This is a genomic window from Alteromonas sp. ABV2_168 (assembly GCF_056161165.1).
Genome location: NZ_JBSWYQ010000017.1, coordinates 1 through 23,329 on the forward strand (window position 1 = coordinate 1; position 23,329 = coordinate 23,329).

Here is a 23,329-nt window from a genome sequence, read left to right on the forward strand (position 1 = left end):
ATATCGAAAAACTTTTATGAATCGTCGGTTGACACTCTTAACGAGTGCCCACACAGATTGTCTTGTTATAAATTTTTAAAGAACAATTGCTAACCTCGGCTAGCTGCTTCAGCGTTTCTCCCTGAAGCGGGACGCGCATTCTACGCGTTTCGTTTTCAGTGTCAACATCTTTTTGAAATTTAATTTCTCAAGTGTTTTCAGTGAAAACCGTTATAAATAACCATTATTAAGTTCTTATAACGACTTCTTCGTGGTTCGTCTGACGTTCCCCGTCGAAGTGGTGCGCATTCTACGCATCAGAGATTTTTCGTCAACCCCTTTTTTATCCTTTTTGACCTTTTTCTTCGAATTCGAACTCAAACGCCTGGTTTTCCAACAAAAGTCTATTTTTTATTGGTCTTTCGTCTACTATTTCATCAGACCATTGTTCAATTTGTTACAAATGAGTAAACTATGAACAGCCTCCAACGTTTCACTAAAATAATTAAAGGTAGGTTTATGAAAGTAGGCTTTATTCAATGCGCAGTAATTAGCGCGGTATTCGCAATCGCAGGTTATCTCATCGTTTCTTCCGCTAGTCTGGAAGCGAGTCTTCCTGTCACCGTTGCAGTGTCTTTGCTTATTAGCGGTATCGTTACACCCTGGCTTGCATCTCTGCTGAGTTCGTCTTCAACGTCCTCTTCAGTGAATGCTGATGTGACTTCTGATACTTCCGGAGAAACAGCCACTTTATATGTAGGTAATCTTCCATATAAAGCGAACGAAGATGCAGTGAAAGAATATTTCAAGGATTACATCGAAGTTCAGAGTGTTCGTCTTATGAAGGACCGTCGTACTGGAAAACGTAAAGGGTATGGATTTATCGAAGTCATTACCCGCGACGTAGATTCAGCTATTACGGAACTAAACGATAAAGTATTTCTGGAAAGAACATTGAAAGTACGTGCTGCAAGGGAGAAAGGAGAAACCGAGTAGTCGTACTACACAAACATAAAAGAACCCCGGCATGCCGGGGTTCTTTTTTATCTGAATATTGAATTGGGCATCACTACTTTATTAGTCCGCCCGTATCTTTCAGCTTTCGCTTGCCGGAGGATCTACAGGCTGAGTTTTCTGCTGCTCGCCCGGCATTGCGTCAAGTAAACGCTGATTGAAACTATGGAAACGATTTATAGCTGTGACTAAATCCGGTACCTGTACATCCTTCATTTCGTTGATCAGGCCATTTATCAGAGTGTTGAAGTCTTCACCTGAAGCCAGTTGTTGTCTCGCCGATTCAAAGACGTTAAGCATCTTATTCAGATATTGTGCAACAGGCTTCGCTTCATCGCCGTGGGAACCGGACTCGCTGCCGTCACGATAATGCTGAATTGCACCGTAAGTTTTCACAACTTCCGTTTGCTGCGTTCTGTTAAGTTGCAATGCGTAACCCGTAAGTTCTTGATCATCAAAACCCAGTTCCAGCGCTTTCTCAAACGCCTTATCCAGATCGCCACCGAAGAACGTATCAGCCAGATCGTTAACAGATTCCACTAAATCTGCAATGGCCGTTAATTCACCTTCATCCAGCTCACCTTTCAGAGAGAAACTGATCCCCTGACGATCAAAGTACGAGTAAGAGGTGCTGTCTGTAGCGACGACATTCTGATAACCATTACCTTCACCACCCTGTCCCTGTTCAGTCGTATAAGCGACGGTTTGCTGGCTGGCATATTGATAAGCCCTCAGACTCTCAAAGCTCAACTGCACTTCATCACCATCTCTGGTACGAATTGTCAGACTGGCAGATTCTGAGTTGCTGCTGTTAACGTTCAAAGCTGACGCAACACCGCCAGCAGCAAGTTGATCTTCATTCTGAATACCAAGCAGATCAGCCTCCAGTGCATTAATGCGGTTTTCGATGAGACTGCGGCTCCTGTCGATGCCTGTTGATATATCATCATTCATCAGGCCTCCCAGATCTCTTTCTGCCATGGCAATTCCCCGGGAAACCCCTTCTCTCGCCTGCGAAAAAAGATTACCGAGTTTCTCTTCATCCACACCACCTCTTGCAGCGCCCTGGATGACACCACCGACAAAACGCATAACGTTTTTTGCTACTTCCTCAAAATCAAATAAAGAGGTTTCCTTCTCTTTATCTGACGTATCATCTTTTGCAAACTTACCACGCTGTCCGTCAACGGTAACCTGTTGCTCCATTGACGAACTGTAGACTTTCAGGCCAATGGTCGTCTGCGAACTACTGACGCTTACCATTGCGGTTTGCCGCTGTTGAAATTCAGCAGCCTGACGAAGCCCATCCTGCTGTAACTGCTTTTTGATTGCTTTGTTAGGGTCTTCAGGTGCCTTCTGTTCTGCAACAGCCGGCTTCTGCTCACTAACAAATGCCTTAATTTCACCCACGTTCATAATGTTGTCCTCACTAACCTCACATTAGTTATCGGCAGACTTAACGAATTGTTTAATTTTAATGCAATCTCAGAACAGTGTTTGCACAAATAATTTAAGACACTACAATGCGCAGCCCGGCAATCAAGATGAAGCTATTACCATGACAACTCAGACACACAGTCAGCAATATACCGCGCAGTTAGACGAAAAGATCTCGCGACTGTCACAACTACTTGATCAATATGGTCAAACTGAGATGTCTGTGTTTGCCTCAGAAGAAACCGGCTACCGCATGCGGGCAGAATTTCGGGTATGGCATGATGGCGATGACTTGTATCACATCATGTTCAACAGCGAGACGAAAGAAAAGTATCGCGTTGACACCTTCCCGCCGGCAAGCGATACCATCAATGCCGCTATGCAAATTTTAATGACAGAACTTCGTTCAAGCCCGGTACTGAGAAAGAAGTTATTTCAGATTGATTATCTGAGCGGACTGTCGGGTGAACTGGTGATAAGCCTTCTGTATCACCGTCAGCTGGATGATGAATGGGAAACGGCTGCCAGGGCACTGCAAGATACGTTGTCAGACACCTTCGGCACAGTGAATGTTATCGGCCGGGCACGTAAGCAGAAGAAAATTCTGGGCAATGACTTTATCGTCGAATCGCTGCCGGTAAACGGACGACACTATCAATTCAGGCATATCGAAAACAGCTTTACCCAGCCGAATGCAAAAGTGAACTGCCGCATGATCGAATGGGCATTGTCTGTGTGTGAAAACACCAGCGGCGATCTGCTTGAAATGTACTGCGGAGCCGGTAATTTCTCACTGCCTATGGCCAGCCAGTTTCGCAAAGTCATCGGCACTGAAATCGCCAAACCTTCGGTTAACGCTGCGCAATTTAACATTGAAGTGAACAACATAGACAATGTGGAGATTGTTCGTCTGTCTGCTGAAGAGTTTACGGATGCATTAAGAACAGGACGTCAGTTTTCCCGCCTCAACGGCATTGATTTATCAGGCTACAACTTTACGACTGTGCTGGTTGACCCGCCAAGAGCCGGTCTTGATGAAGAATCACTGAAGATGATTCAGGACTATCCGGAAATTATTTATATTTCCTGTAATCCCGATACGCTGGCAGCGAACCTGGCGACATTGTCGCAAACCCACGATCTGGTGGCGTCTGCCTTGTTCGATCAATTCCCTTTTACGCACCACATTGAAGCTGGCGTAAAACTGGTTAAGAAAAACCGTTAATTACTCACTTTTGACTTTCCGGGGGCGATAGACTTTTGCCCCCAACTGTACAAAACGCAATTGCGCTTTTACCCTGTGACCAATTTCCTGCCTCAACGGCACATCCACTTCTAATGCTTCAGCTCCGGCACTGAATACAAGCCGGACCATGGCTTCTGCCTGAAGACTTGCCAGTTGATGCTCTGCCCCCTGACTTTCAACAATATAATCAGCCAGTTCTTCAATAAAATGCTGAATTTCCCTCAGTACTGCCATCCGGTAAGCAGTTGAGGTGCCGGTGTGTTCACGGAGCAGTAATCTGAACACGTTAGTATTGGCGGTAATAAATTCCATGAAGGTATCAACCGACGTATCGATAACCCCGCCGCCACTGGCGATACGGCGTCTTGCCTGACGCATCAGTTGACGGAGTGCAAGACCAGCCTCGTCCACCAGCGTCAGACCGAGTTCGTCCATATCTTTGAAGTGACGGTAAAAAGAAGTCGGCGCAATACCGGCTGCACGGGAGACTTCACGTAAACTGATAGCAGACAAACTGCGCTGCTCATCAAGCAAACCAAAAGCAGCATTGATAATATTCTGGCGGGTTTTTAATTTTTGCTCCTGACGACTCACCGCCAACTCCTTCTTTTCATTCCGGATACCTGTAAAACGGTAACGATTGTACCTTACCCCGGCGATGACGGCACATCAGTTTCACAAAATCTGCACTATACTTAAAGCTGAAAATGTCGCTTTTCCCTTGCCTGCGCCCGGTGAAAACGATAAATTAGCGTACAGTTGTAAGCCGAGTTGTTATCATGAAAAAACCACCAATTATCCTGACCAATGTTCTGGTATTTATTATTACCGGTGCAATTGCGTTACTGGCAGTGCCCCTTTGGGCGGTCACCATGGGATTCGACACCACGGAAGTGGTGACGGCTGTCGTATTATTTTATTTCACCGGTATGTCTATTACTGCCGGCTATCACCGTCTGTGGTCTCATAAAACCTATGACGCTAATATTGTTGTACGGGTCATTCTCGCCATCGGCGGTGCAATGGCATTGCAAAACAGTATCCTGCACTGGTCTTCCGATCACCGTATCCATCACCGTCATGTGGATCAAAACGACAAAGACCCGTACTCAGCCAAAAAGGGCCTTTGGTTCGCCCATATTGGCTGGATGCTGAGAGAATATCAGTCTCATCGCTATGACGATTACAGCAACTGCCGGGATTTACAGAAAGATCCGGTGGTTATGTGGCAACATAAGTATTACCTGCCTATCGTGCTTGTCGCAAACTTCGGGATCACAGGTTTGCTGGGCTGGTTGAACGGCGATGTACTGAGTATGATTCTTTTTGCCGGTGTATTCCGTTTATTCATGGTCCACCATGTCACTTTCTTTATTAACTCGCTTGCTCATTTCTGGGGCAGTCAGCCTTATACCGATAAAAACACAGCCCGTGATAACGGTATCCTGGCATTTTTTACTTTCGGAGAGGGGTATCATAACTACCATCATATTTTTGAATATGATTACCGCAACGGTATTTACTGGTGGCAGTTCGATCCGACCAAGTGGCTGATCCGTGGCCTGTCTTATATGGGACTGGCTACAAATCTGCGCCGGGTTCCGGAAGAGCGTATTGAAAAAGCCCGCGCAGCCATGCAACTTCAGCAAGCCAATGCCAGACTTGCCGCTCTGCCGGATGCCGATGAGTTATTACAAAAAGTGCAGGCCGAGTACGAGTTGTTAGTGCAGAAGATGTCTGCCTATTATGCCGCGAAAAAACGTCTTATGAATGTACGTAAACGGTGCCTGAAGCGCTCGGTTGAGCGACTGGAAATTGACTTTCATTATAAGGAACTCAAACACGCACTGGCCCTTCAGAAAGAAAAGTGGCTCCAGTTACAGACACTTTCACCACAGCTGGCCTGAACTCAGCCCGAAACGCCGCTATTTAGCGGCGTTTCTGTTTCTCCTTCTTGCAAAATCAATAATATAGGCAACACTTAGGTGATGGATTGCTCTTGCTGTTTTCTCTGTATTTTTTGAAATAAGACTCCTCGCTTTTCCTTTATCAGTACGGACGGATGCATGAGTGATGAACAGCTTTTTACCTTTTCCCCGGAACCTGAACCGGACGACAGTAATACTCAGTCAGGAGAATGGTTAGTTCTTAGTGTTGAAGACGATTTGGGCTATCAGCAATCCCTCAAACTGGGCTTAAGCGGCCTTAAGGTCCGGGGCAAACCGCTTAAGTTTCTGACCGCTAATTCTGCAGCTCAGGCCTCAACCATTCTGGCAGAAACCGACGATATTGCGGTGATCCTGCTGGATGTTGTGATGGAGCAGGATAACGCAGGCCTGTTTCTGGTAAATACCATCAGAACCGTGTTAGGTAATTCCCGCGTGCGGATTATCCTGCTCACCGGCCAGCCCGGTATGGCTCCCCGTCAGGACACATTTAAAGAATACGATATTGATGAGTACTGGAACAAAGTTGAGCTGACAGAAGAAAAGCTGAGAGGCATTGTTTCCAGTAACATTAAAACCTGGTCTAATCTGAATGAATTGTACGTGGCCAAGCGCGGACTGCAGATGATTGTGGATGCCTCCAGAGCCCTGACGTCAAAGCAGGATGTGGGCGAGTTTACGTACACCGTGCTCAATGAAGTATCCCGTGTCATTGGCATTCCTGAAACTGGTGGTGTGGTGTGCGCCTACCGTCCGACCATGGCGTCAATGGAACAATGCGAAGTGGTAGCATCAAGTGGTGACTTCAGTCGTTCTGATGCCACTATGCTTTCAGACTTATTAGGTGAATATCAGGCTCACGCGAGTTCCGGATTGCTGAAGGCCATCGACACCGCTCTGCACACCCATGAGCATCAATTTTATGAAACCTGGTCAATTCTCTATTTCAATACGGCAGATGTAGACAACAATCACTATCTTGTCATCGTCCAGTCCCCCATGCCTCTGGAGCAAAGCCACATTACACTGCTGATGGTGTACAGCGAAAACATCGGTAATGGTTTCGTTAACCTGGCATTGCTCAACAAACTGTCCATGCTGGCTTATTTTGACGAAACTCTGCAAATTCCGAACAAAAACTGGCTGCACCGCGAAATCGTCAATATGTCACTGTCTGACTTGCATTCAACCTCACTGGTGCTGGTGAATATGACGGATTTCTCAACCAGTGAAATCACACTGGGCACAGATTTCAGCCATGCCCTGCTTGCCGGCTGTCTGAACGAAATGAAAAAGCGCTGTCAGAAAGCGATGACAATTTGTTATCTGGGAGATGGTTTTTTTGCGCTGCTGTATAAAACGGAAAAAGTGTCTCAGGAACCTTCACTGAGTCAGTTAGCTGAGCTGTCGGTGTATGTCGATAATGTTGAGCAACGGGTCACGAATCGTATCAGCCATCTGGCAGTGAAAGATTTAGAGCTGGATGATTTACGTAAGTCGTTGAAGACGGCGCAACTGGTGCATAACTCACGGAAACGGCGGGACCATTCCGTACAGACCATTTCACGACAATTGCTGGACGAAATGGGCACCCGCCACAAGCTGCTGAAATCTTTGTCTGATGCCATTGCCGACTCTCACCCGTTCTTTCTGGTTTTCCAGCCGAAAGTGGATCTGAAAACCGGTGTGACAACCGGACTGGAAGCGCTTATCCGCTGGCGCACCGGAAGTAACGAAATCATTCCGCCGAATGTGTTCATCCCTCTTGCCGAAGCATCCGGGTTAATCACCCGTCTGGACAGCCTGGTGATGGAGCTTGCTGTCTACGCTGCAAAAGTGCTGAAAGAGTCTGGGCATAACTTCTCCGTGGCGTTTAATGTAACCCATGCCGATGTGATAGCACCCAACTTCATTCCTGCACTGGAAAACGCGCTGGCTACCCATAATGTGCAGCCGGAGCAGGTAGAGATAGAAATCACTGAAACTCAGGCCATGGAAGATTATGAGGATATCAACCCGATACTCAATACGTTGATGAAAATGGGGATCAAAGTCAGTATTGATGATTTCGGCACCGGCTATTCTTCACTGGCTCACCTTAGTACATTATCGGCCTCAGCACTGAAAGTGGATAAGAGCTTTGTCGATACACTAAATACCGTCATCCCGAATTCTCCAGATCATATTCTGGATATGGTACACAGGCTATCTGAACAATGTCATTTTCAGGTTGTTGCTGAGGGCATTGAAACTGAAGGACAGCGGGAAGCGTTGTTAAGTAAAGGGTATGAAACCGGACAAGGTTTTCTGTTTGCCCGCCCCATGGCATTACCCGACCTTATCGACTGGCTTAACGGACAAAGGCGATGAGTGAGAAAAAACACTGGCAAAGGGCCTGCTGGTTATATCTGTGCAATTTTATTTTGTCTGTACTGACTGGGTCACTGGTGTACCAATGGTTCTATAACCAGTCGATGCAGTCACTGAGTGTTGAACATGCGTCCGTCATATCATCGGTCAACACCGCTTTCAGTCAGGAACTGGGTGATATTACCAATGTCGCCAGGCTGGCTAACGAGCACCTGGTAGATATTATGTCTGCCGGGCTACAGGATGAAACGGAAGCTCAATTGTTTCTGCGCATTGGCCGTGTGCTTAATAATGTATCCCAAATGCGATGGCTGAACCCCGAAGGGGTTGAAACGGTACGGGTTAATTTTCTTGCCGACGGTGTTCAGATTGTCCCGACGGAACAGCTACAGGATAAGTCCACCCGATATTACTTTAAGCAGGCTCAGCAAAAGCCGGCCGGGATCATGACGCTTTCTTCCATCGATCTGAATATGGAAAATGGTGTGCTGGTCACGCCCTTTCAGCCGACCGTGCGGGCAATCCTGCACACATTTCCTTCTCATCCTCTTGGAGAAGGTTTCCTGGTGATTAATTTTGACCTGACGTCTTTATTCGACCACCTGAAAACCTTTGAAGAAACGCAAACGCAGCTTTTGATTTCCGAAGGTGCCATTCAATGGATGCTGCACCCTGATGCAGAAAAAGAATGGACCGCCAGCCGCGGGGTCACGCCTGCGAACATTAAGCTGGCTCAACCTGATATTCTCGGGAAACTAAAAAACAACAAAGCTGTTTCCCTGGTCTCCGGAGAAGAAGATGCGTTGTTCAGCGGTGCAGCCTTGCAGTTAAGAATGAAGCATACGCACACGGTTGACCCGTACTTCATTCTCACCCGCACACCCGCCGATTACTACAGTTTGCTGGTAAAAGACGCGCTGTTACCGGGATTAATCTCCTTCGTTTGTTGCTTTTTTATTGCCGGCTTACTGATTACCCGGGACCTGAAACAGCTGTCCCATGTTACCCATCTGACAGATCAGCTGTTAATGGAGAAACAGGATTTGAAATCCGCTCTGGATAAGCAAACCCGCCTCCGTGACGAACTGGTCGAGTCAGAGAAAATGGCGTCTCTGGGCATGCTGGTAGCCGGTGTTGCCCATGAGCTGAGCACCCCCATTGGCGGAACAACCATGTGCGTATCGGCCATTGATAACCAACTCTACGCGCTGGAAAAGAAAATCAGTACAGGACTGACCCGCTCAGATCTCGATGCTTATGTAGCATATACCAGGGAAAGTGTGGCCCTGTCTAAGCATAACCTTGAACGTGTAACCGAGCTCATTAAACGGTTTAAACGGCTTGCGGTGGACCGCGGAAGCGAAACGCCGGTGAAGTTTTCTCTGCACAGAGTGGTGGGTGATCTGGTCCGCACACTGGAAGCTCAGGCCAGCGCCAAACGGGTAAAACTGACAGTAGACATACCGGAAACGCTGGAAATTGTGAGCTTCCCCGGCCTTTACTCTCAAATATTACAGAACCTTATCACCAATGCCTTTGAGCATGCTTTTGCGAATAAACGTCATGGGGAAGTATGCATCACCGCCTGTGAGAAGGGGAACAGTTTCGAAGTTAGAGTCAGAGACGATGGCTGCGGCATTCTGGATGAAATTCAGCACACTATATTCGAGCCTTTTGTGACTTCAGCCCGCAACAAGGGCAATACCGGTCTTGGTATGCACCTCGTTCACCAGTGGGTCACTAATTTGCTCGGCGGCAGGATTGTGTTTACGTCGAAAGAAGGCAACGGCACAGAATTTATCATGACGTTTCCGATGGCGCTGCCCGACGCTAAAAATGCATGATGAAACCGGAAATGGACAACGGAAGCTTTGTCTTTCTTATCAGAATGTTGCTAGACTTTGCATGACACTATTCCAGTCCAGCAACGTATCTACCGGTTCCCGCCGGTACAGCAACCATTGAGTATTTTCGACCATGACAAAGAAAACAGCGAAAGTCGCAGAACCTTCTTATCAGTTTGACGCCATTGTGATCGGCACCGGACCCGGTGGTGAAGGTGTGGCCATGCAGCTTGCCAAAGCCGGTCAGAAAGTCGCCGTTATTGAACGCTACGAAGCCGTCGGCGGTGGCTGTACTCACTGGGGCACAATTCCGTCAAAAGCTCTACGTCACTCAGTCAGCCGTTTGATTGAATATAATACCACTTCACTGTTTTCGGAAAATCAGGTTGCCCGCCACGTTACTTTTCAGGACATCATGAGTCATGCAAGCGGCGTGATTAAGAAGCAATCCCGTTTGCGTACATCATTTTATGACAGAAACCGGGTAAGCCTGATCCACGGTGAAGCCAGCTTTGTTGATAAAAATACAATACAAATTGTGCGTCCCGACGGCTCAAAGGATCTCATTACTGCACGTCAGGTTGCCCTGGCAACCGGTTCACGCCCTTACTCACCTAAGGACATAGATTTTAATCACCCCCGGATTTATAACTCAGACACCATTTTGTCGCTTAAGCATGAGCCGCAGAACATCATTATTTATGGTGCCGGAGTAATCGGTTCTGAATACGCCAGTATTTTCCGGGGTATGGGTGTGAAAGTGGATCTGGTGAATATGCGGGATCGTCTGCTGTCATTCCTTGATGCAGAGATTTCAGACGCCCTGAGCTATCACCTGTGGAACAACGGTGTGGTCATCCGTCACACTGAAACCTATAAGAGCGTACAAGGCCATGACGACTGTGTGATCATGGAACTGGAGTCTGGTAAACGCATGAAAGCAGACTGTCTGCTGTTTGCTAACGGCCGTACCGGTAATACTGACATGCTCAATCTCGATGCGGTTGGGCTCAAAGCCGACTCTCGGGGACAATTGCGGGTAGATGAGAATTACCGTACCGAAATCGATAACATCTTCGCGGTCGGTGATGTGATTGGTTACCCGAGTCTGGCTTCGGCAGCTTACAATCAGGGCCGCTCTGCCGCAGAAGCCATGATTTCCGGTAAAGCAGACTCTGGCCTGGTTGAAGATATACCTACCGGTATATATACAATTCCTGAAATCAGCTCTGTGGGTAAAAATGAGCAGGAACTGACTGCTTTAAAAGTGCCTTATGAAGTAGGCCGTGCCCAGTTTAAGCACCTTGCCCGCGCGCAAATTGCATCCACCACCGTGGGCAGCCTTAAAATACTCTTCCACCGTGAAACCAAAGAAGTATTGGGTATTCACTGCTTCGGAGAGCGGGCTTCTGAAATCGTGCACATCGGCCAGGCAATCATGCAGCAAAAAGATGGCGGGAATACGATTGATTACTTTGTAAATACCACCTTCAATTACCCTACCATGGCAGAAGCATACCGGGTGGCAGCATTAAACGGTCTCAACCGGATTTTCTGAATCCGGTTTCCTAACACATCAGCCCGCTTTTGCGGGCACAAAAAAACCGGCTTCAAAAAGCCGGTTTTTCAATTCAGAACAAATTAGCGGTTCATTGCTAAGCTATTTTTAACCTGAAGCGCGTCTCTGTGAGCTACGATATCGATTTGCATTTTTTCAGCATCGAAAGTCATTGTAGCAATGGCGTAGTCGCCAAAGTTTTCGCTCGCCTGCTCTGTTACTTGTTGTTGTGCATCGCGGTAACGAATGTTGTTGCTGATTTGATCAGTCATACATTGGTTATTCATTTCGAATGTTTTCGCATCCATACAATCGAAAAGCTGGCTTTCACCAGACTCCGCATGCGCAACACCAAACGACGTTAAGAGCGCGAGGCCAATAATTGTTTTACGCATGTGATTACTCCTGTGATACAGTGGATACTGTTATGATAAAGCATACTGTATAAACGGTGGTCAGTCAAATTCAGATCACATCAATATGACAGTAATGTGACACAATGAAATATTTCCGGATGTAATTAGAAGTATCAGGGGGATCCCCCGGTGGTACTGCGTTCAGCTATCGCCTGAGAAGCCTGAAGAGCAGCAAAAACAGACATCTGATAACATTATAATCACAATGTGATAAACCCGCATAAACGAAGATTAGCCGGCCCCAACCTTTTCAGAAGTGATAACCAGCCATTTCCACTCATTATTTAGTATTAATCTGAATACCAAAAATAGCGAAAATATACGTAATTTATCGTGTCACACCGGGACGATGCTATTCATCGTCACTTTCATTATTTTTAGCAATCAGAAATGCTTTCAGATCATCAAAGGGCATAGGTTTGGCAAACAAAAAGCCCTGAGCCTCGTCGCAACCAAGCTTAATCATAAAGCTGGCCTGCTCACGCTTCTCCACGCCCTCAGCAATAGTCACCAGACCAAGCTTGTTACCCAGTGTCACTATAGTCTCTGCAATGACTGCATTTTCGCCTGGCTTAATGTCTTTCACAAATGAGCGGTCGACTTTAAGCCGGTCCAGCGGCAGTTTTTGCAAATAACTCATGGAGGAGAAACCGGTACCGAAATCGTCAATTGCAATGGCAACGCCGAACTCCTTAAGCAGTGTCAGTGCGTCTATGACAATTTGCGGTTCATCCATCACCACGCTTTCAGTGATCTCCAACTCCAGTCGTTTAGGTGAACAGCCATAGCGTGTCAGTGCACTTTTCACCTTCTCTACAAACAGACGGTCTCTGAACTGAGGGATAGACACATTGACCGCTACGCGGATATCATCGAAACCACTGTCCGTCAGCTCTTTTATGCGCCGGCATGACTCTTCTACCACCCAGTGACCGATATCGACAATTAAACCGGAATACTCAGCCATTGGCACGAACTCGGCCGGCGAAATATATCCGCCCTTTCCGTCAGGCCAGCGTAGCAGGCCTTCAACACCGATGACCTTTTCACTGACCAGGTCCACCTGAGGCTGAAACCACAATTGCAACACGCGATTCTGAAAATCGGTGCGTAATTGCCTGATCATATTTAACTGGCGGGTTGTTCGCTGTTCAAACTCAGGCTGATAATACTCAAAGTTGTCTGCCAGCTTTTTCTTCGCCCGGTTGAGGGCAATATTGGTTCTCTTCAGCGTATCGATACCAATGCTCTTGTCAGAGCCAATCCGGTAGAGACCGATGGTCACATTGACAGGTAAAGTATGGTCGCCGGCGGTGAAGCTTTCAGAGAACACAGCGTTTATCGCCTGCGGTGTGACCTGCAATTCAGAACCAATTAAACCGAAAACATCTCCCCCGATACGGCTTTTAATCACCCGCTCGTCAAAACCCGCTTCCAGTCTTTCACCAATGGCCTTCAGCAGCATGTTGCCCGCTTCCTGACCCAAACCGTCGTTGATGTCTGAAAAGTGATTTACATCTACCAGCGCCACACACAGATCGGCAGCACCGGATACAGAAGGCCGGTCCAGCATGTTGATAAATTCATTCCGGTTGGGCAACCGGGTAAGCCAGTCACGGAAGGCTGCATTTCTTAATTCGTGGAAGAGGTTCACGTTCTCATAGCCCACCGAAATACTGGAAAGAAACACCTCGAGCAGTTGCCGGTCGACCTGAGTCAGCTCCTTATTCATATTCATATAAACAGCCGCTTCAAAACCCGAGCTGTTCAGATACAAAATAGAACTGTGATTTTCAAGAATGTGTTTTTTAAGGCGTAAACTGCGATTGATATTCTCAACAATGGCAGGGTCTTCAATGGTTTCTACAGGCTCATTGATAAAGCAGGCAAAGTTACCCGCTGCACCGAGTATGTAGACACCATTGTCGTCTCTGTCGAGCACTGAGCCCGCCCTCGCGCACACCACACCTTCAGCTTCCAGTCCGAGCAAAGAACTGATTTGGGTTACGATTCCCTCACAGAACCCCTTCACTGAGTGTTCTTCAAGCAAGTTGGAAGCAGAGGCGATGATTTTCTGCAAGCCCAGACGGCTTTGGCTGATGGTCAGAATTTGCTGGTACGAGCGGACTGAAGACAAAACGGTAGTGAGCAGCTTACTGCGGGTCAGCTCTGTTTTCGTTTTATAATCGTTGATGTCATAGGTGCGGATCACGTGCTCTTCAGGGGCGTACCCGGGCTGTCCTGTGCGGAGTATTATGCGGGGCTCCGGAAGATCAAGATTTTCACGGAGATATTGCACAACCTGCAAACCGGCATCATCGGTTTCCATTACCACATCCAGCAGGATAATGGCCACGTCCCTGCCATGTTCTTCAAGTAACGCTTTAGCCTGCTCACCGGAATAGGCGTGCATAAAATTCAGCTTTCTGTCACTGACAATCAAATCTGCCAGCGCCAGTCTTGTGACTGTATGAATTTCCTCATCGTCATCGACAATAAGTACATTCCACACCTTGTGGATCTGAGGCTCTAACTCCGGATGTGCTTCTTCATCTAAGAAAATAAGCTCATCATTTTCATAACCAGCCGATGACATCGAATATCTATCCTTATATATCGCCTCATTTAATCGTACTCGCTGGCTGTCTTTTTGCAAGTTATTCGACAAGTTGCTTAACCTTTGCGGCGGGCGTACAGTACCAGCAGACTTTACAAGAACGCTATCTCTATGAAAGTAACGGATTCCGGTCAATCTCCCCCGGTTCAGCCGGCTGTCACGGTGAAAACTGAAAAGCCCGGCAGAACGCAGGCAGAACCCCGTAAAAGCAGCACGGCTTCACGCTCTGCCAGTGACAATGCGCAACGTATACAGTCGCTGTTTGCCCGTGCAGGCATAGGTCACAACATGATTCTGCCGGATGAAGCTGCCCGTCAGCAGGCGATAAAACGCAGAAATGATATTCTGGCGTTGTCGCGCATAAAAAACCTGCAAGCCATCATGGATGTTGCATTGAGTGTCAGCTTAACGGAGACCAGCAATGAACCGGTTGATCCCGACTGGTTTTATGCATTTTCCCGTCTGGCAGAGAATATTCACTCCCCTGCGATGCAGGGACTATGGGGAAAAATTTTTGCTGTTGAAGTCAGTAAGCCCGGCGCGTTTTCACTGCGTACACTGGAAACACTAAAAGTGCTGACCCAACGGGATGCAGCAATGTTTACCCGAGCAGCCTCTTTGTCCTGCTTACGTCAGGGAGATACCGTGCCCCGCCTGATTACCGGCTATCACCGTAAGCCCGGTTTCTGGCGTTTATTTGGTCACCGGCAGCCCGAGCCTGTAAACCTGGCTGCCTATGGCTTGAGTTATCCGGATCTACTTGCCCTTATCGACATGAAACTGATATTCGCCAGTGAGATTGAAAGTGGTGAATTACCGGTGTCTGAAAGTATCAAATGGCGTTGCGGTAACGACACGTTTACTGTAACCCCATCCGGTCAGGGACTTGCCTTTGTATACTATAAATTTACCAGTACCGGTGCAGAGCTTGCCAGACTCGTAACCAGACATAATGCATCGGCATATGTGGATGCACTTAAGCAACGCCTCAGCCAGGCTTTCATTATTGAATAACCGGGTAAATAAAAAAGGCGGCATACCAGCTGACAGCCGCCCTTCCTGATCATCTGTCAACAATCAGATACCGTCACCGAATTCGTGCAGGCCACATTCCCGCTTCAATCCGAAGAAGCGTGTATCCTGCTCACTCATGCCTTCTTGCAGAGACTGAGTAGTATGCCAGTCACCAATGGACACATAGCCTTCTTCCCATAACGGGTGATACGGCAAATCGTTATCTTTCAGATAGTAGTGCAAATCTTTATTCGACCAGTCGATGATCGGATAAACCTTGAACTGATTGCCAACTTTCTGCAGTACGGGTAACTTTTCCCGGGTATCAGACTGACTTCTGCGTAAACCGGCAAACCATGTACCCGCACCGAGCTCTTTCAGCGCCCGTTGCATCGGTTCAACTTTGTTCATCCGGTTGTATTTCTCAATGCCTTCGACACCCTGTTCCCACAAACGGCCAAATCGGGCTTCCTGCCAGGCGGAGGTCATGTCAGAACGATAAACCTTAAGGTTCAGATTGAGCTTTTCGGTAAGCTCATCAATAAACTTATAGGTTTCCGGAAAAAGATAACCGGTATCCGTCAGAACCACGGGAATATCCGGCATTGCTTTAGTCAGCAAATGCAGCATCACCGCAGACTGTGCGCCAAAACTGGAAGACAAAATCGCGTTGCCGGGCAGCATTTTCAGTGCCCGGGCAATACGGCCAGCCGCATCCATGCCTTCCAGCTCTGTATTAATTGCTGCAATCTCCGCCGCACTGGTGTCCAGTGACAGCGGTGATGTGGTGTCGATTAAGGTATCAGTCATAGAAATCTCTTGCTGAGTCAACAACAGGCGCAATGATGCCTGCTCTGACGACGTAGTCACCGAACGCTTCACCGCTTTCACGTTCTTTCGCCCAGCGACCAATCAATGTATCAAGTTCCGAGAAGATCTCATCTTCACTGATGTTCTCCTGATACATTTTCGGAATACGCGTACCTTCACGGTTACCGCCCAGGTGCAGGTTATATTTACCCGGACCTTTACCCACAAGGCCAATTTCGGCCAGCATGGCGCGGCCACACCCGTTAGGACATCCGGTAATACGGAAGATAATGCTGTCATCTGCAACGCCATGTTGTGATAACAGTCCTTCCATGCGGTCAACCGCTTCCGGCAGATAACGCTCAGCTTCAGCCATCGCCAGCGGGCAGGTTGGCAACGACACACAAGCCATGGAGTCGAGCTTCTGGTTAGATGTATCGTCTTCAATCAGCTTGTGAGCGCGGGCGATTTTTTCAATCACAGCTTTCTGATCCGCTGGTACACCTGCAACAATCAGGTTCTGATTTGCGGTCATCCGGAAGTCGCCTTTGTGGATCTTCGCGATTTCCTTACAACCGGTTTTCAGCGGACGGCCCGGGAAGTCAAGAATACGGCCATTCTCGATGAACAGAGTCAGGTGGTACTTACCATCGATACCTTCAACCCAGCCAAAGCTGTCACCACGGGTAGTAAATTCATACGGGCGGCTGTCAGCAAAGCTCACACCTGCACGTTTTTCCACTTCCGCTTTGAAGTTTTCAACGCCCACACGCTCAAGGGTGTATTTGGTTTTCGCGTTCTTACGGTTAACACGGTTACCCCAGTCACGCTGAGTGGTTACCACTGCTGCCGCTACATCCAGCGTATTTTCCAACGGGATGAAACCAAAATCAGTCGCTTTACGGGGATACGTAGACTTGTCACCGTGGGTCATTGCCAGACCACCGCCAACAAGCACATTAAAGCCCACCAGCTTGCCGTTTTCAGCAATAGCGACAAAATTCAGATCGTTAGCGTGAACATCCACATCGTTTTGCGGTGGAATCACAACGGTAGTTTTGAACTTACGTGGCAGATAGTTATCACCTAAAATCGGCTCAACCGGCTTCTCAGTAGATTCAACTTTCTCGCCATCCAGCCAGATCTCGGCATAAGCACGGGTTTTCGGCAACAGGTGCTCGGAAATCTTCTTCGCCCACTCATAAGCTTCTACGTGAAGCTGAGACTCTACCGGATTGGAAGTACACAGTACGTTACGGTTCACATCACCGGCAGTAGCAATAGAGTCGATACCGGTACTGTTCAGCGTCTGGTGCATCAGCTTGATATGCGGCTTCAGTACACCGTGAAACTGGAACGTCTGACGGGTAGTAAGGCGAATACTGCCGTACATGGTGTGCTCTTCAGCAAACTTGTCGATAACCAGCCACTGCTCAGGAGAAATAATACCGCCGGGTAAACGGGCACGCAGCATCACGTTATGCAGCGGCTCAAGCTTCTGTTTTGCGCGCTCAGGACGAATATCGCGGTCATCCTGCTGGTACATACCGTGGAAGCGGATCAGCTGAAAGTTATCAGCCGTGAAGCCACCGGTGAGATCGTCTTTCAAATCCTGCTCAATGGTGCCACGTAAATTATTACTTTCACGCTTCAAACGTTCGTTGTCGGCCAGTTTGCCTTCAACAATAAAAGGAGACTTTTCGTTACTCATTAATAAACATCCTTCTGATAACGTTTCGCTTTGCGCATGGCAACTAAATACTCTTTGGCGTCGTCTTCAGACTTGCCGCCGTGCTGCTGAATAATTGATAACAATGCAGCTTCAACATCTTTTGCCATGTGGGTTGCATCACCACACACATAGAAATGTGCGCCAGCTTCTAACCATTCGAATACGTCTTTACCGTTTTCGATCAGACGGTGTTGCACATAAATCTTTTCTTTCTGGTCGCGGGAGAATGCCAGTGTGATCTTGTCAACCAGACCCGATTTCACGTAGCCCTGCCACTCAACCTGATAGAGGAAATCCTGAGTAAAATTAGGATTACCGAAGAACAACCAGTTCTTACCGTCTGCACCTTGTGCGTCACGCTCTTGCATAAAGGCACGGAACGGCGCAATACCGGTGCCCGGCCCAACCATAATAACTGGCGTATCCGGGTTTTCTGGCAAACGGAAGTTGTCATTTTTCTCAATGTACACTTCCACTTCTGCGCCTTCTTCCAGACGTTCACACAGGAAGCCGGATGCGCCGCCCTGATGGCGTTTGCCAAAGGCTTCATAATCAACATGAGCGATGGTCAGATGCACTTCGTCTTCCACTTCATCCTGACTGGAAGCAATGGAATATAAACGGGGCGTCAGCGGACGTAATGCATCAGCCAGTACCTGCGCATCAATTTTTGCAGGGTGTTCCCGTACGATATCGATGATCTGACGCTCAGCCAGATAGGTCCGTAACTGAGCAGGATCTTCAATCAGCGCAGCCAGAGCATCAGAGCCGGTAGCCTGCTGATACGCCTTGACGAAAGTCGGATAACTCAGCGTCAGTTCCAGCTTCCCGGCGAGGGCATCTGCGATAGTCGTTGTGCCATCTGCCACTTTAACTTCTTCACTGCCGCTTAGGCCGGTGAGCGATAACATCTCTTCAACCAGTGCCGGAGCGTTTTTAAACCACACGCCAAGCGCGTCACCAGCACGGTACTGAATACCGGAATCTTCCAGGCTGATTTCAACATGACGGATGTCTTTAACAGAATCGCGGCCGGTAATTTTTTGCGACTCGATAAGCGTAGCCGCAAACGGTGCCTTCTTGGTATAGGTCTGCTCCGCACTACCAGCTACTGCCGAACCTGACTGAACAGCAACCGCGGCGCCTGCCGGTGCACCGGCGAAGTCGTCTTTCAACGCAGCAATTAATTGCTCACCCCAGCTCTTTGCTGACTCTTCGTAATCAACATCACAGTCCTGACGTGCAACAACAGCCGAACCGCCAAGCTTGCCTAATCGCTCATCAAAGTCTTTGCCTGTCTGACAGAAGAACTCGTAGCTGCTGTCACCCAGACCCAATACCGCATATTTCAGACCATCCAGCTTAGGTGCCTTTTTGCCACCCAGAAATTCGTGGAATTCCACTGCATCATCAGGGGCATCACCTTCACCATGTGTGCTGACAAAAACAGCCACGTGGGTTTCAGCTTTGATCTGACGGGGCTTGTAATCAGCCATGCTAATCAGTTTACTGGTATACCCTGCCGCTTCGGCCTGCGCCTGAAACTGCTGGGCAACACCTTTTGCATTACCCGTTTGCGAGCCATAGAGAATGGTGAGCACCGGGGCATTGCCCGCTGCCGCCGGCGCTGCTAACTGAGGTGCAACAGCACCCCCCTGCGCGGCTGCCATTCCTGCTGCGTAACCACTTACCCAGGTAAGCTGATCACGGTTTAAGCCTGCAATGGCCTGCGTAATCGCATTCCATTGTTGCTCATTGAGCACCGCACCGGGTGCCTGATTTTGATTCGAATTCGCTGACATAACTCATAAGCCTTATTGAGATAGCGTAAAGGTATCGACTTTTTTTGAGAAGAGAAAAGAATAAATCACACTTTTTTATGCTCTAAAGTTTTTAAAAAGCACTCTTGAAATGTGATCACCCTCTAAAAGACAACTGCCGCAAGCAATGCTTACGGCAGTTTTACAATCGCAGATTAGTCCGGCGGTTTTATCTGACCAGCCGGTCAGCGGGATTAGAAGTGGATTTCAATACCCGCAAACGGACCATCCCAGCTCATATCAGCATAGGCACCGTCAAGATCATCCAGATCCACTTCCACATTCCGGTAACCAGCCTGAATCGTCATGTCTACTGCCAGGCTTTCAATAAAGGAATACGTCAGCGCAATCTGATAATCACTGAAGGTATGATCGCCAACCGACAGATAATTCCCTTCGGCATAAGCGCCCAGACCGGTAAACGGCAGGCCTACAGCAACCCGTGAATAAGCCATGGGGATAACACCGGAAAAAGGCAGCTCGCCGCTGGTCTGTGTATCAGCATCATTGACAAACAATGTACCGTCGATGTATTTGCCTGTCAGACCCAAATCAAAACTGACCAGGTCGTTGTCAAACAGCTCGTAATACAGTGTCAGATCGGTGGTGGACATTTCTACCTGCGTATAAATATCACTGCCGGTGGTGTACAAGTCGCCATCAAAGGTGAAACTGGTTTGCAGCGCAGTGGTGCCATCTGAGTCCAGCGTAGTGTAGTTCACCTTCACGTTTGGCAAAAACGGCACCGGATGTTCAACAGCGATATATAAGGAAGAGTTTGCCTGACTGTCAAAGTTGAAGTCAGCCATCGTACTATCATTGGAAAATGTGCCGTCATCAGCGAAGCCGCCTGACGTACTTGTGCGCCATCCCTGACCACCGAGATAAAGACCGGCCAGTGTGTCTGCCATTACAGGCGATGCAGATAAAGCTGCAGCGGTTGCTACTGCCATAATGCATTTTTTCATGAATTATCCTTGATTGAGAAGTTCAGTCAGTTCGATTAGTGCTGCATTAGCACGGGAAATATAATTCGCCATTACCAGAGAATGGTTCGCCATCATACCGAAACCATCCCCGTTTAAAATCATCGGACTCCACACTGTTTGTTGTGTAGCTTCCAGCTCACGGATAATTTGACGCAAACTGACCAGCGCGTTTTTGTCTTCCAGTACATCCGCAAACTCAATTTCCACCGCTTTTAAGAAGTGTAGCATTGCCCAGGTAGCACCGCGGGCCTCATAGAAATTATCGTCCAGCTTCCACCAGCTGGTTTTCACCACTTTTTCATTCACTGTCGGGGTAGATTGTCTGGCATTTTTATCACCGGCAAGGTCTGTATTCATCCGCGACGAACCTACACTGGCGCTCAGACGCTGTGAGTAAGAACCCAGACGTTTTTCAACTTGTTTCAACCAGTCCCGCAGGTTATCGGCGCGGGTATAGAACTGACCGTCGCCGCGGGTCGGGTCTACCAGTTCTGCTCTGTAGGCTTTTAATGCCTTGATACCGTTACGGTAAGATGACTCTGCAGACGGTAACGCCCAGCTCCGGCTGTTTACGTTAAATTCCGGCTGTGCTTTTGTCAGATTCGGGCTTTCAATAGACTGGGACTGAGAACGGCTGAAATCCTTACGCATGGACAACGACAAATCACGGATCATTTCCAGCGCCCCGTATTCCCAGGCAGGCATGTTGTCTAAAAAGAGGCCGGGGGGCATAACATCATTTGACAGATACCCGCCGGGCTTATCCAGCATATGTTCAGTTACCAGAATCAACGTGGTCGTTACAGTGTATCCGGGCACTTCAGTTTGAGTGGGGTTTTCTGCCGTTGCAGCGACAGACTGTCTTACATCAAATGTGTCAGGCTCGACACTCCAATACACGCCAATTAACCAAAAGAGTAAAAACAGGATCAGCACGGCTGCTGAGATCGTTTTGGTGTTTAAGTATTGTTTAATGCTCAACGTTAATATCCTTTTCTAATGACAAAATGGGCGTTGTAAACGCCCATTTATTACCATGTACCTGCACTTTAGCATCATGACGGCGAATTTTCGCCTTAATTTACTTCGCTTTTCCATCACTTAATGATTCGGATACACCGTTCGGGATTGACGGGGACGGCGGAACAGCCAGATGACGGCTGCCACCAGTAACACCGGCCATAGTGCACTCAGCCCCGTCACCAGCAGCGCTGCTACACAGGCAAAGACAGCCAGAGCAAGCGTCCCGAACACACTCAGTGCGACAATGAACCCGATTGCAACAAACACCAGACCCACCGCCGATGCTGCGGCAAAATTCTCTAACGGCGACATCATATCGTCACCCATCATCAAATGAATACCCCACCAGTCGTTAAACAGATTGCCAAAGGCGTAAACAAGGATCAGTGCAATGATGACAGCCATAAATGCATTTTTCATTACGCCCACCTTGGTAACAGAAATGTTGCTGCGATATAAGCTATTAATACCGGCACATGAAACAGGATCAATCCGGTAACAGCGGCGACTCTTACCCAGGTCGCATCCACATCAAGGTATTTTGCCAGGCCTGCACAGACGCCACTTATCACGCTGTTGCTGGTATCGCGGTAGATTCGTTTATCAGTTTGCGGAAATTTCATCATATTCTCCTGTATGGCCGGTACGCGCCATCCGGCGCATAGCCGTATCAATTTCAGTTATCTTTCAGGCAGCGCGTTTTTTCTTCATGGCTGCCAGTTCAGCATCTATGGCATCACTGGTTTCCAGCGCTTTAAACTGAGCTTCCAGAGACTGCCCGCTGCCATCGGTGACATCATAGGCATCAACCTGCGCTTCCAGGTGCTCAATACGCTGTTCGTAGCTGTCGAAACGCGCCATTGCCGATTCAATTTGCTCGCTGTGAGTAACACTGCGGGCTTTCAGACGCACGCCGGCATTCTGTTTTCTTGCCACCAGACTCTTTTGCTTCTGACGGGCTTCAGCCAGTTTTGCGTGCAGACGACCGGTGTCTTCCTGAATACCGCTTAACATTTCAGTTAACTGCACTTTTTGCGATTCAATGGCTGCCAGCTTGTCGCTGAAAGCGTTTTTCTGTACCAGCGCTGCCCGCGCCAGATCATCCTTGCCTTTATCCATCGCCAGCTCAGCTTTTGCCATCCAACCGTCAACATCCTTCTGAAGCTTTTCAGCCTGACGGTCGAGATACTTTTCTTCAGCCAGATACTTCGCAGCCACGGAGCGCATTTCCACCAGCGTTTCTTCCATTTCCTGAATGATCAGGCGAATAACCTTCTCAGGATCTTCCGCCTTATCTAACATGGCATTGATGTTCGCCTGTACGATATCTGACATTCTTGAAAACATACCCATTGTGTTTCTCCTTTAACTGTCTTGTTTGTTCGGTTACACAATAGTTATTACAATGCCCGTGCCAGATATTTAAGATGTTGTTTTAAATGAGATTTTATTATTCCACGAAGGATTGGAGAGGTGCTCGGCACGGTCGTATATAAATATTTAGTCATTTTGAC

General features: G+C 48.1%; 19 protein-coding genes. 7 read left to right on the top strand and 12 right to left on the bottom strand.

Annotation, left to right across the window (positions count from 1 at the left end):
• Positions 1–498: 498 nt before the first annotated feature.
• Positions 499–975, top strand: coding sequence for an RNA recognition motif domain-containing protein (locus ACXAH4_RS19580; RefSeq protein WP_119502498.1), 477 nt, complete (start codon positions 499–501; stop codon positions 973–975).
• A gap of 99 nt (positions 976–1,074) precedes the next feature.
• On the opposite strand, the gene ACXAH4_RS19585 is transcribed toward ACXAH4_RS19580, so the two are convergent.
• Complete coding sequence (locus ACXAH4_RS19585) at positions 1,075–2,409, bottom strand: DUF5610 domain-containing protein (RefSeq protein ID WP_474883078.1); 1,335 nt, start codon at positions 2,407–2,409, stop codon at positions 1,075–1,077.
• A gap of 142 nt (positions 2,410–2,551) precedes the next feature.
• Here ACXAH4_RS19585 and trmA point away from each other — a divergent pair, with 142 nt between their 5' ends.
• Positions 2,552–3,655: a tRNA (uridine(54)-C5)-methyltransferase TrmA gene (trmA, locus tag ACXAH4_RS19590; protein ID WP_474883079.1), complete on the top strand. Its 1,104-nt coding sequence runs from the start codon at positions 2,552–2,554 to the stop codon at positions 3,653–3,655.
• Here trmA and fabR read toward each other — a convergent pair whose 3' ends face one another.
• Complete coding sequence (gene fabR, locus ACXAH4_RS19595) at positions 3,656–4,270, bottom strand: HTH-type transcriptional repressor FabR (protein WP_119502500.1); 615 nt, start codon at positions 4,268–4,270, stop codon at positions 3,656–3,658.
• Between the two features lie 185 nt (positions 4,271–4,455).
• Here fabR and ACXAH4_RS19600 point away from each other — a divergent pair, with 185 nt between their 5' ends.
• From ACXAH4_RS19600 to sthA, 4 genes are all read left to right on the top strand, one after another.
• On the top strand, positions 4,456–5,583 hold the full coding sequence (locus ACXAH4_RS19600; RefSeq protein ID WP_474883081.1) for an acyl-CoA desaturase: 1,128 nt from the start codon (positions 4,456–4,458) through the stop codon (positions 5,581–5,583).
• Between the two features lie 159 nt (positions 5,584–5,742).
• Positions 5,743–7,992 (top strand): EAL domain-containing response regulator, encoded by a 2,250-nt coding sequence (locus ACXAH4_RS19605; RefSeq protein ID WP_474883083.1) that lies wholly within the window; start codon positions 5,743–5,745, stop codon positions 7,990–7,992.
• A complete protein-coding gene (locus ACXAH4_RS19610; protein ID WP_474883085.1) occupies positions 7,989–9,836 on the top strand; it encodes a sensor histidine kinase in 1,848 nt (615 codons plus the stop codon). Before ACXAH4_RS19605 ends, ACXAH4_RS19610 begins: the two co-directional genes overlap by 4 nt.
• A 133-nt stretch (positions 9,837–9,969) precedes the next feature.
• Positions 9,970–11,394 (top strand): Si-specific NAD(P)(+) transhydrogenase, encoded by a 1,425-nt coding sequence (gene sthA / locus ACXAH4_RS19615; RefSeq protein WP_474883087.1) that lies wholly within the window; start codon positions 9,970–9,972, stop codon positions 11,392–11,394.
• Positions 11,395–11,477: 83 nt separating this feature from the next.
• Here sthA and ACXAH4_RS19620 read toward each other — a convergent pair whose 3' ends face one another.
• On the bottom strand, positions 11,478–11,789 hold the full coding sequence (locus tag ACXAH4_RS19620) for a pyridine nucleotide transhydrogenase (RefSeq protein WP_474883089.1): 312 nt from the start codon (positions 11,787–11,789) through the stop codon (positions 11,478–11,480).
• 373 nt (positions 11,790–12,162) lie between these two features.
• On the bottom strand, positions 12,163–14,406 hold the full coding sequence (locus ACXAH4_RS19625; protein ID WP_474883091.1) for a bifunctional diguanylate cyclase/phosphodiesterase: 2,244 nt from the start codon (positions 14,404–14,406) through the stop codon (positions 12,163–12,165).
• Positions 14,407–14,538: 132 nt separating this feature from the next.
• Between ACXAH4_RS19625 and ACXAH4_RS19630 the strand changes: the two genes are divergently transcribed.
• On the top strand, positions 14,539–15,441 hold the full coding sequence (locus ACXAH4_RS19630) for a TIGR03899 family protein (RefSeq protein ID WP_474883093.1): 903 nt from the start codon (positions 14,539–14,541) through the stop codon (positions 15,439–15,441).
• Positions 15,442–15,504: 63 nt separating this feature from the next.
• Here the strand turns inward: ACXAH4_RS19630 and ACXAH4_RS19635 are convergent, their stop codons facing one another.
• The 8 genes from ACXAH4_RS19635 to pspA all read right to left on the bottom strand — a co-directional run bounded on the left by ACXAH4_RS19635 (position 15,505) and on the right by pspA (position 23,168).
• The gene (locus ACXAH4_RS19635) at positions 15,505–16,251 is read right to left on the bottom strand and encodes a phosphoadenylyl-sulfate reductase (protein WP_303574826.1); all 747 of its coding nucleotides are present in this window, start codon (positions 16,249–16,251) and stop codon (positions 15,505–15,507) included.
• Entirely contained in the window at positions 16,244–17,962 is a 1,719-nt protein-coding gene (gene cysI, locus ACXAH4_RS19640; protein WP_474883095.1) for an assimilatory sulfite reductase (NADPH) hemoprotein subunit, read from the bottom strand. Before cysI ends, ACXAH4_RS19635 begins: the two co-directional genes overlap by 8 nt.
• Positions 17,962–19,785 carry an assimilatory sulfite reductase (NADPH) flavoprotein subunit gene (locus ACXAH4_RS19645; protein WP_474883097.1) on the bottom strand — a complete coding sequence of 608 codons (1,824 nt, stop codon included), beginning with the start codon at positions 19,783–19,785 and terminating at the stop codon, positions 17,962–17,964. The genes cysI and ACXAH4_RS19645 overlap by 1 nt, the downstream gene beginning before the upstream one ends.
• Positions 19,786–19,997: 212 nt before the next feature.
• On the bottom strand, positions 19,998–20,771 hold the full coding sequence (locus ACXAH4_RS19650; protein WP_119502511.1) for a TIGR04219 family outer membrane beta-barrel protein: 774 nt from the start codon (positions 20,769–20,771) through the stop codon (positions 19,998–20,000).
• A gap of 3 nt (positions 20,772–20,774) precedes the next feature.
• Positions 20,775–21,767, bottom strand: a complete 993-nt coding sequence (locus ACXAH4_RS19655; protein ID WP_119503480.1) for a DUF2333 family protein — start codon at positions 21,765–21,767, stop codon at positions 20,775–20,777.
• A 126-nt stretch (positions 21,768–21,893) separates the two neighbouring features.
• Positions 21,894–22,235: a hypothetical protein gene (locus ACXAH4_RS19660; RefSeq protein WP_474883098.1), complete on the bottom strand. Its 342-nt coding sequence runs from the start codon at positions 22,233–22,235 to the stop codon at positions 21,894–21,896.
• Positions 22,235–22,441, bottom strand: a complete 207-nt coding sequence (locus ACXAH4_RS19665; RefSeq protein WP_474883100.1) for a PspC domain-containing protein — start codon at positions 22,439–22,441, stop codon at positions 22,235–22,237. Before ACXAH4_RS19665 ends, ACXAH4_RS19660 begins: the two co-directional genes overlap by 1 nt.
• Before the next feature lie 61 nt (positions 22,442–22,502).
• A complete protein-coding gene (pspA, locus tag ACXAH4_RS19670; protein WP_474867581.1) occupies positions 22,503–23,168 on the bottom strand; it encodes a phage shock protein PspA in 666 nt (221 codons plus the stop codon).
• Positions 23,169–23,329: the final 161 nt, after the last annotated feature.

What these genes read in the sequence shown, in the direction of transcription:
- ACXAH4_RS19660 (WP_474883098.1), bottom strand. Translation starts at nt 22,235, where the DNA reads ATGAAAAATGCATTTATGGCTGTCATCATTGCACTGATCCTTGTTTAC.
- ACXAH4_RS19630 (WP_474883093.1), top strand. Translation starts at nt 14,539, where the DNA reads ATGAAAGTAACGGATTCCGGTCAATCTCCCCCGGTTCAGCCGGCTGTC.
- ACXAH4_RS19645 (WP_474883097.1), bottom strand. Translation starts at nt 19,785, where the DNA reads ATGTCAGCGAATTCGAATCAAAATCAGGCACCCGGTGCGGTGCTCAAT.
- cysI (WP_474883095.1), bottom strand. Translation starts at nt 17,962, where the DNA reads ATGAGTAACGAAAAGTCTCCTTTTATTGTTGAAGGCAAACTGGCCGAC.
- ACXAH4_RS19610 (WP_474883085.1), top strand. Translation starts at nt 7,989, where the DNA reads ATGAGTGAGAAAAAACACTGGCAAAGGGCCTGCTGGTTATATCTGTGC.
- pspA (WP_474867581.1), bottom strand. Translation starts at nt 23,168, where the DNA reads ATGGGTATGTTTTCAAGAATGTCAGATATCGTACAGGCGAACATCAAT.
- ACXAH4_RS19650 (WP_119502511.1), bottom strand. Translation starts at nt 20,771, where the DNA reads ATGAAAAAATGCATTATGGCAGTAGCAACCGCTGCAGCTTTATCTGCA.
- ACXAH4_RS19600 (WP_474883081.1), top strand. Translation starts at nt 4,456, where the DNA reads ATGAAAAAACCACCAATTATCCTGACCAATGTTCTGGTATTTATTATT.
- ACXAH4_RS19605 (WP_474883083.1), top strand. Translation starts at nt 5,743, where the DNA reads ATGAGTGATGAACAGCTTTTTACCTTTTCCCCGGAACCTGAACCGGAC.
- sthA (WP_474883087.1), top strand. Translation starts at nt 9,970, where the DNA reads ATGACAAAGAAAACAGCGAAAGTCGCAGAACCTTCTTATCAGTTTGAC.
- ACXAH4_RS19585 (WP_474883078.1), bottom strand. Translation starts at nt 2,409, where the DNA reads ATGAACGTGGGTGAAATTAAGGCATTTGTTAGTGAGCAGAAGCCGGCT.
- ACXAH4_RS19635 (WP_303574826.1), bottom strand. Translation starts at nt 16,251, where the DNA reads ATGACTGATACCTTAATCGACACCACATCACCGCTGTCACTGGACACC.
- ACXAH4_RS19665 (WP_474883100.1), bottom strand. Translation starts at nt 22,441, where the DNA reads ATGATGAAATTTCCGCAAACTGATAAACGAATCTACCGCGATACCAGC.
- ACXAH4_RS19620 (WP_474883089.1), bottom strand. Translation starts at nt 11,789, where the DNA reads ATGCGTAAAACAATTATTGGCCTCGCGCTCTTAACGTCGTTTGGTGTT.
- ACXAH4_RS19580 (WP_119502498.1), top strand. Translation starts at nt 499, where the DNA reads ATGAAAGTAGGCTTTATTCAATGCGCAGTAATTAGCGCGGTATTCGCA.
- ACXAH4_RS19625 (WP_474883091.1), bottom strand. Translation starts at nt 14,406, where the DNA reads ATGTCATCGGCTGGTTATGAAAATGATGAGCTTATTTTCTTAGATGAA.
- trmA (WP_474883079.1), top strand. Translation starts at nt 2,552, where the DNA reads ATGACAACTCAGACACACAGTCAGCAATATACCGCGCAGTTAGACGAA.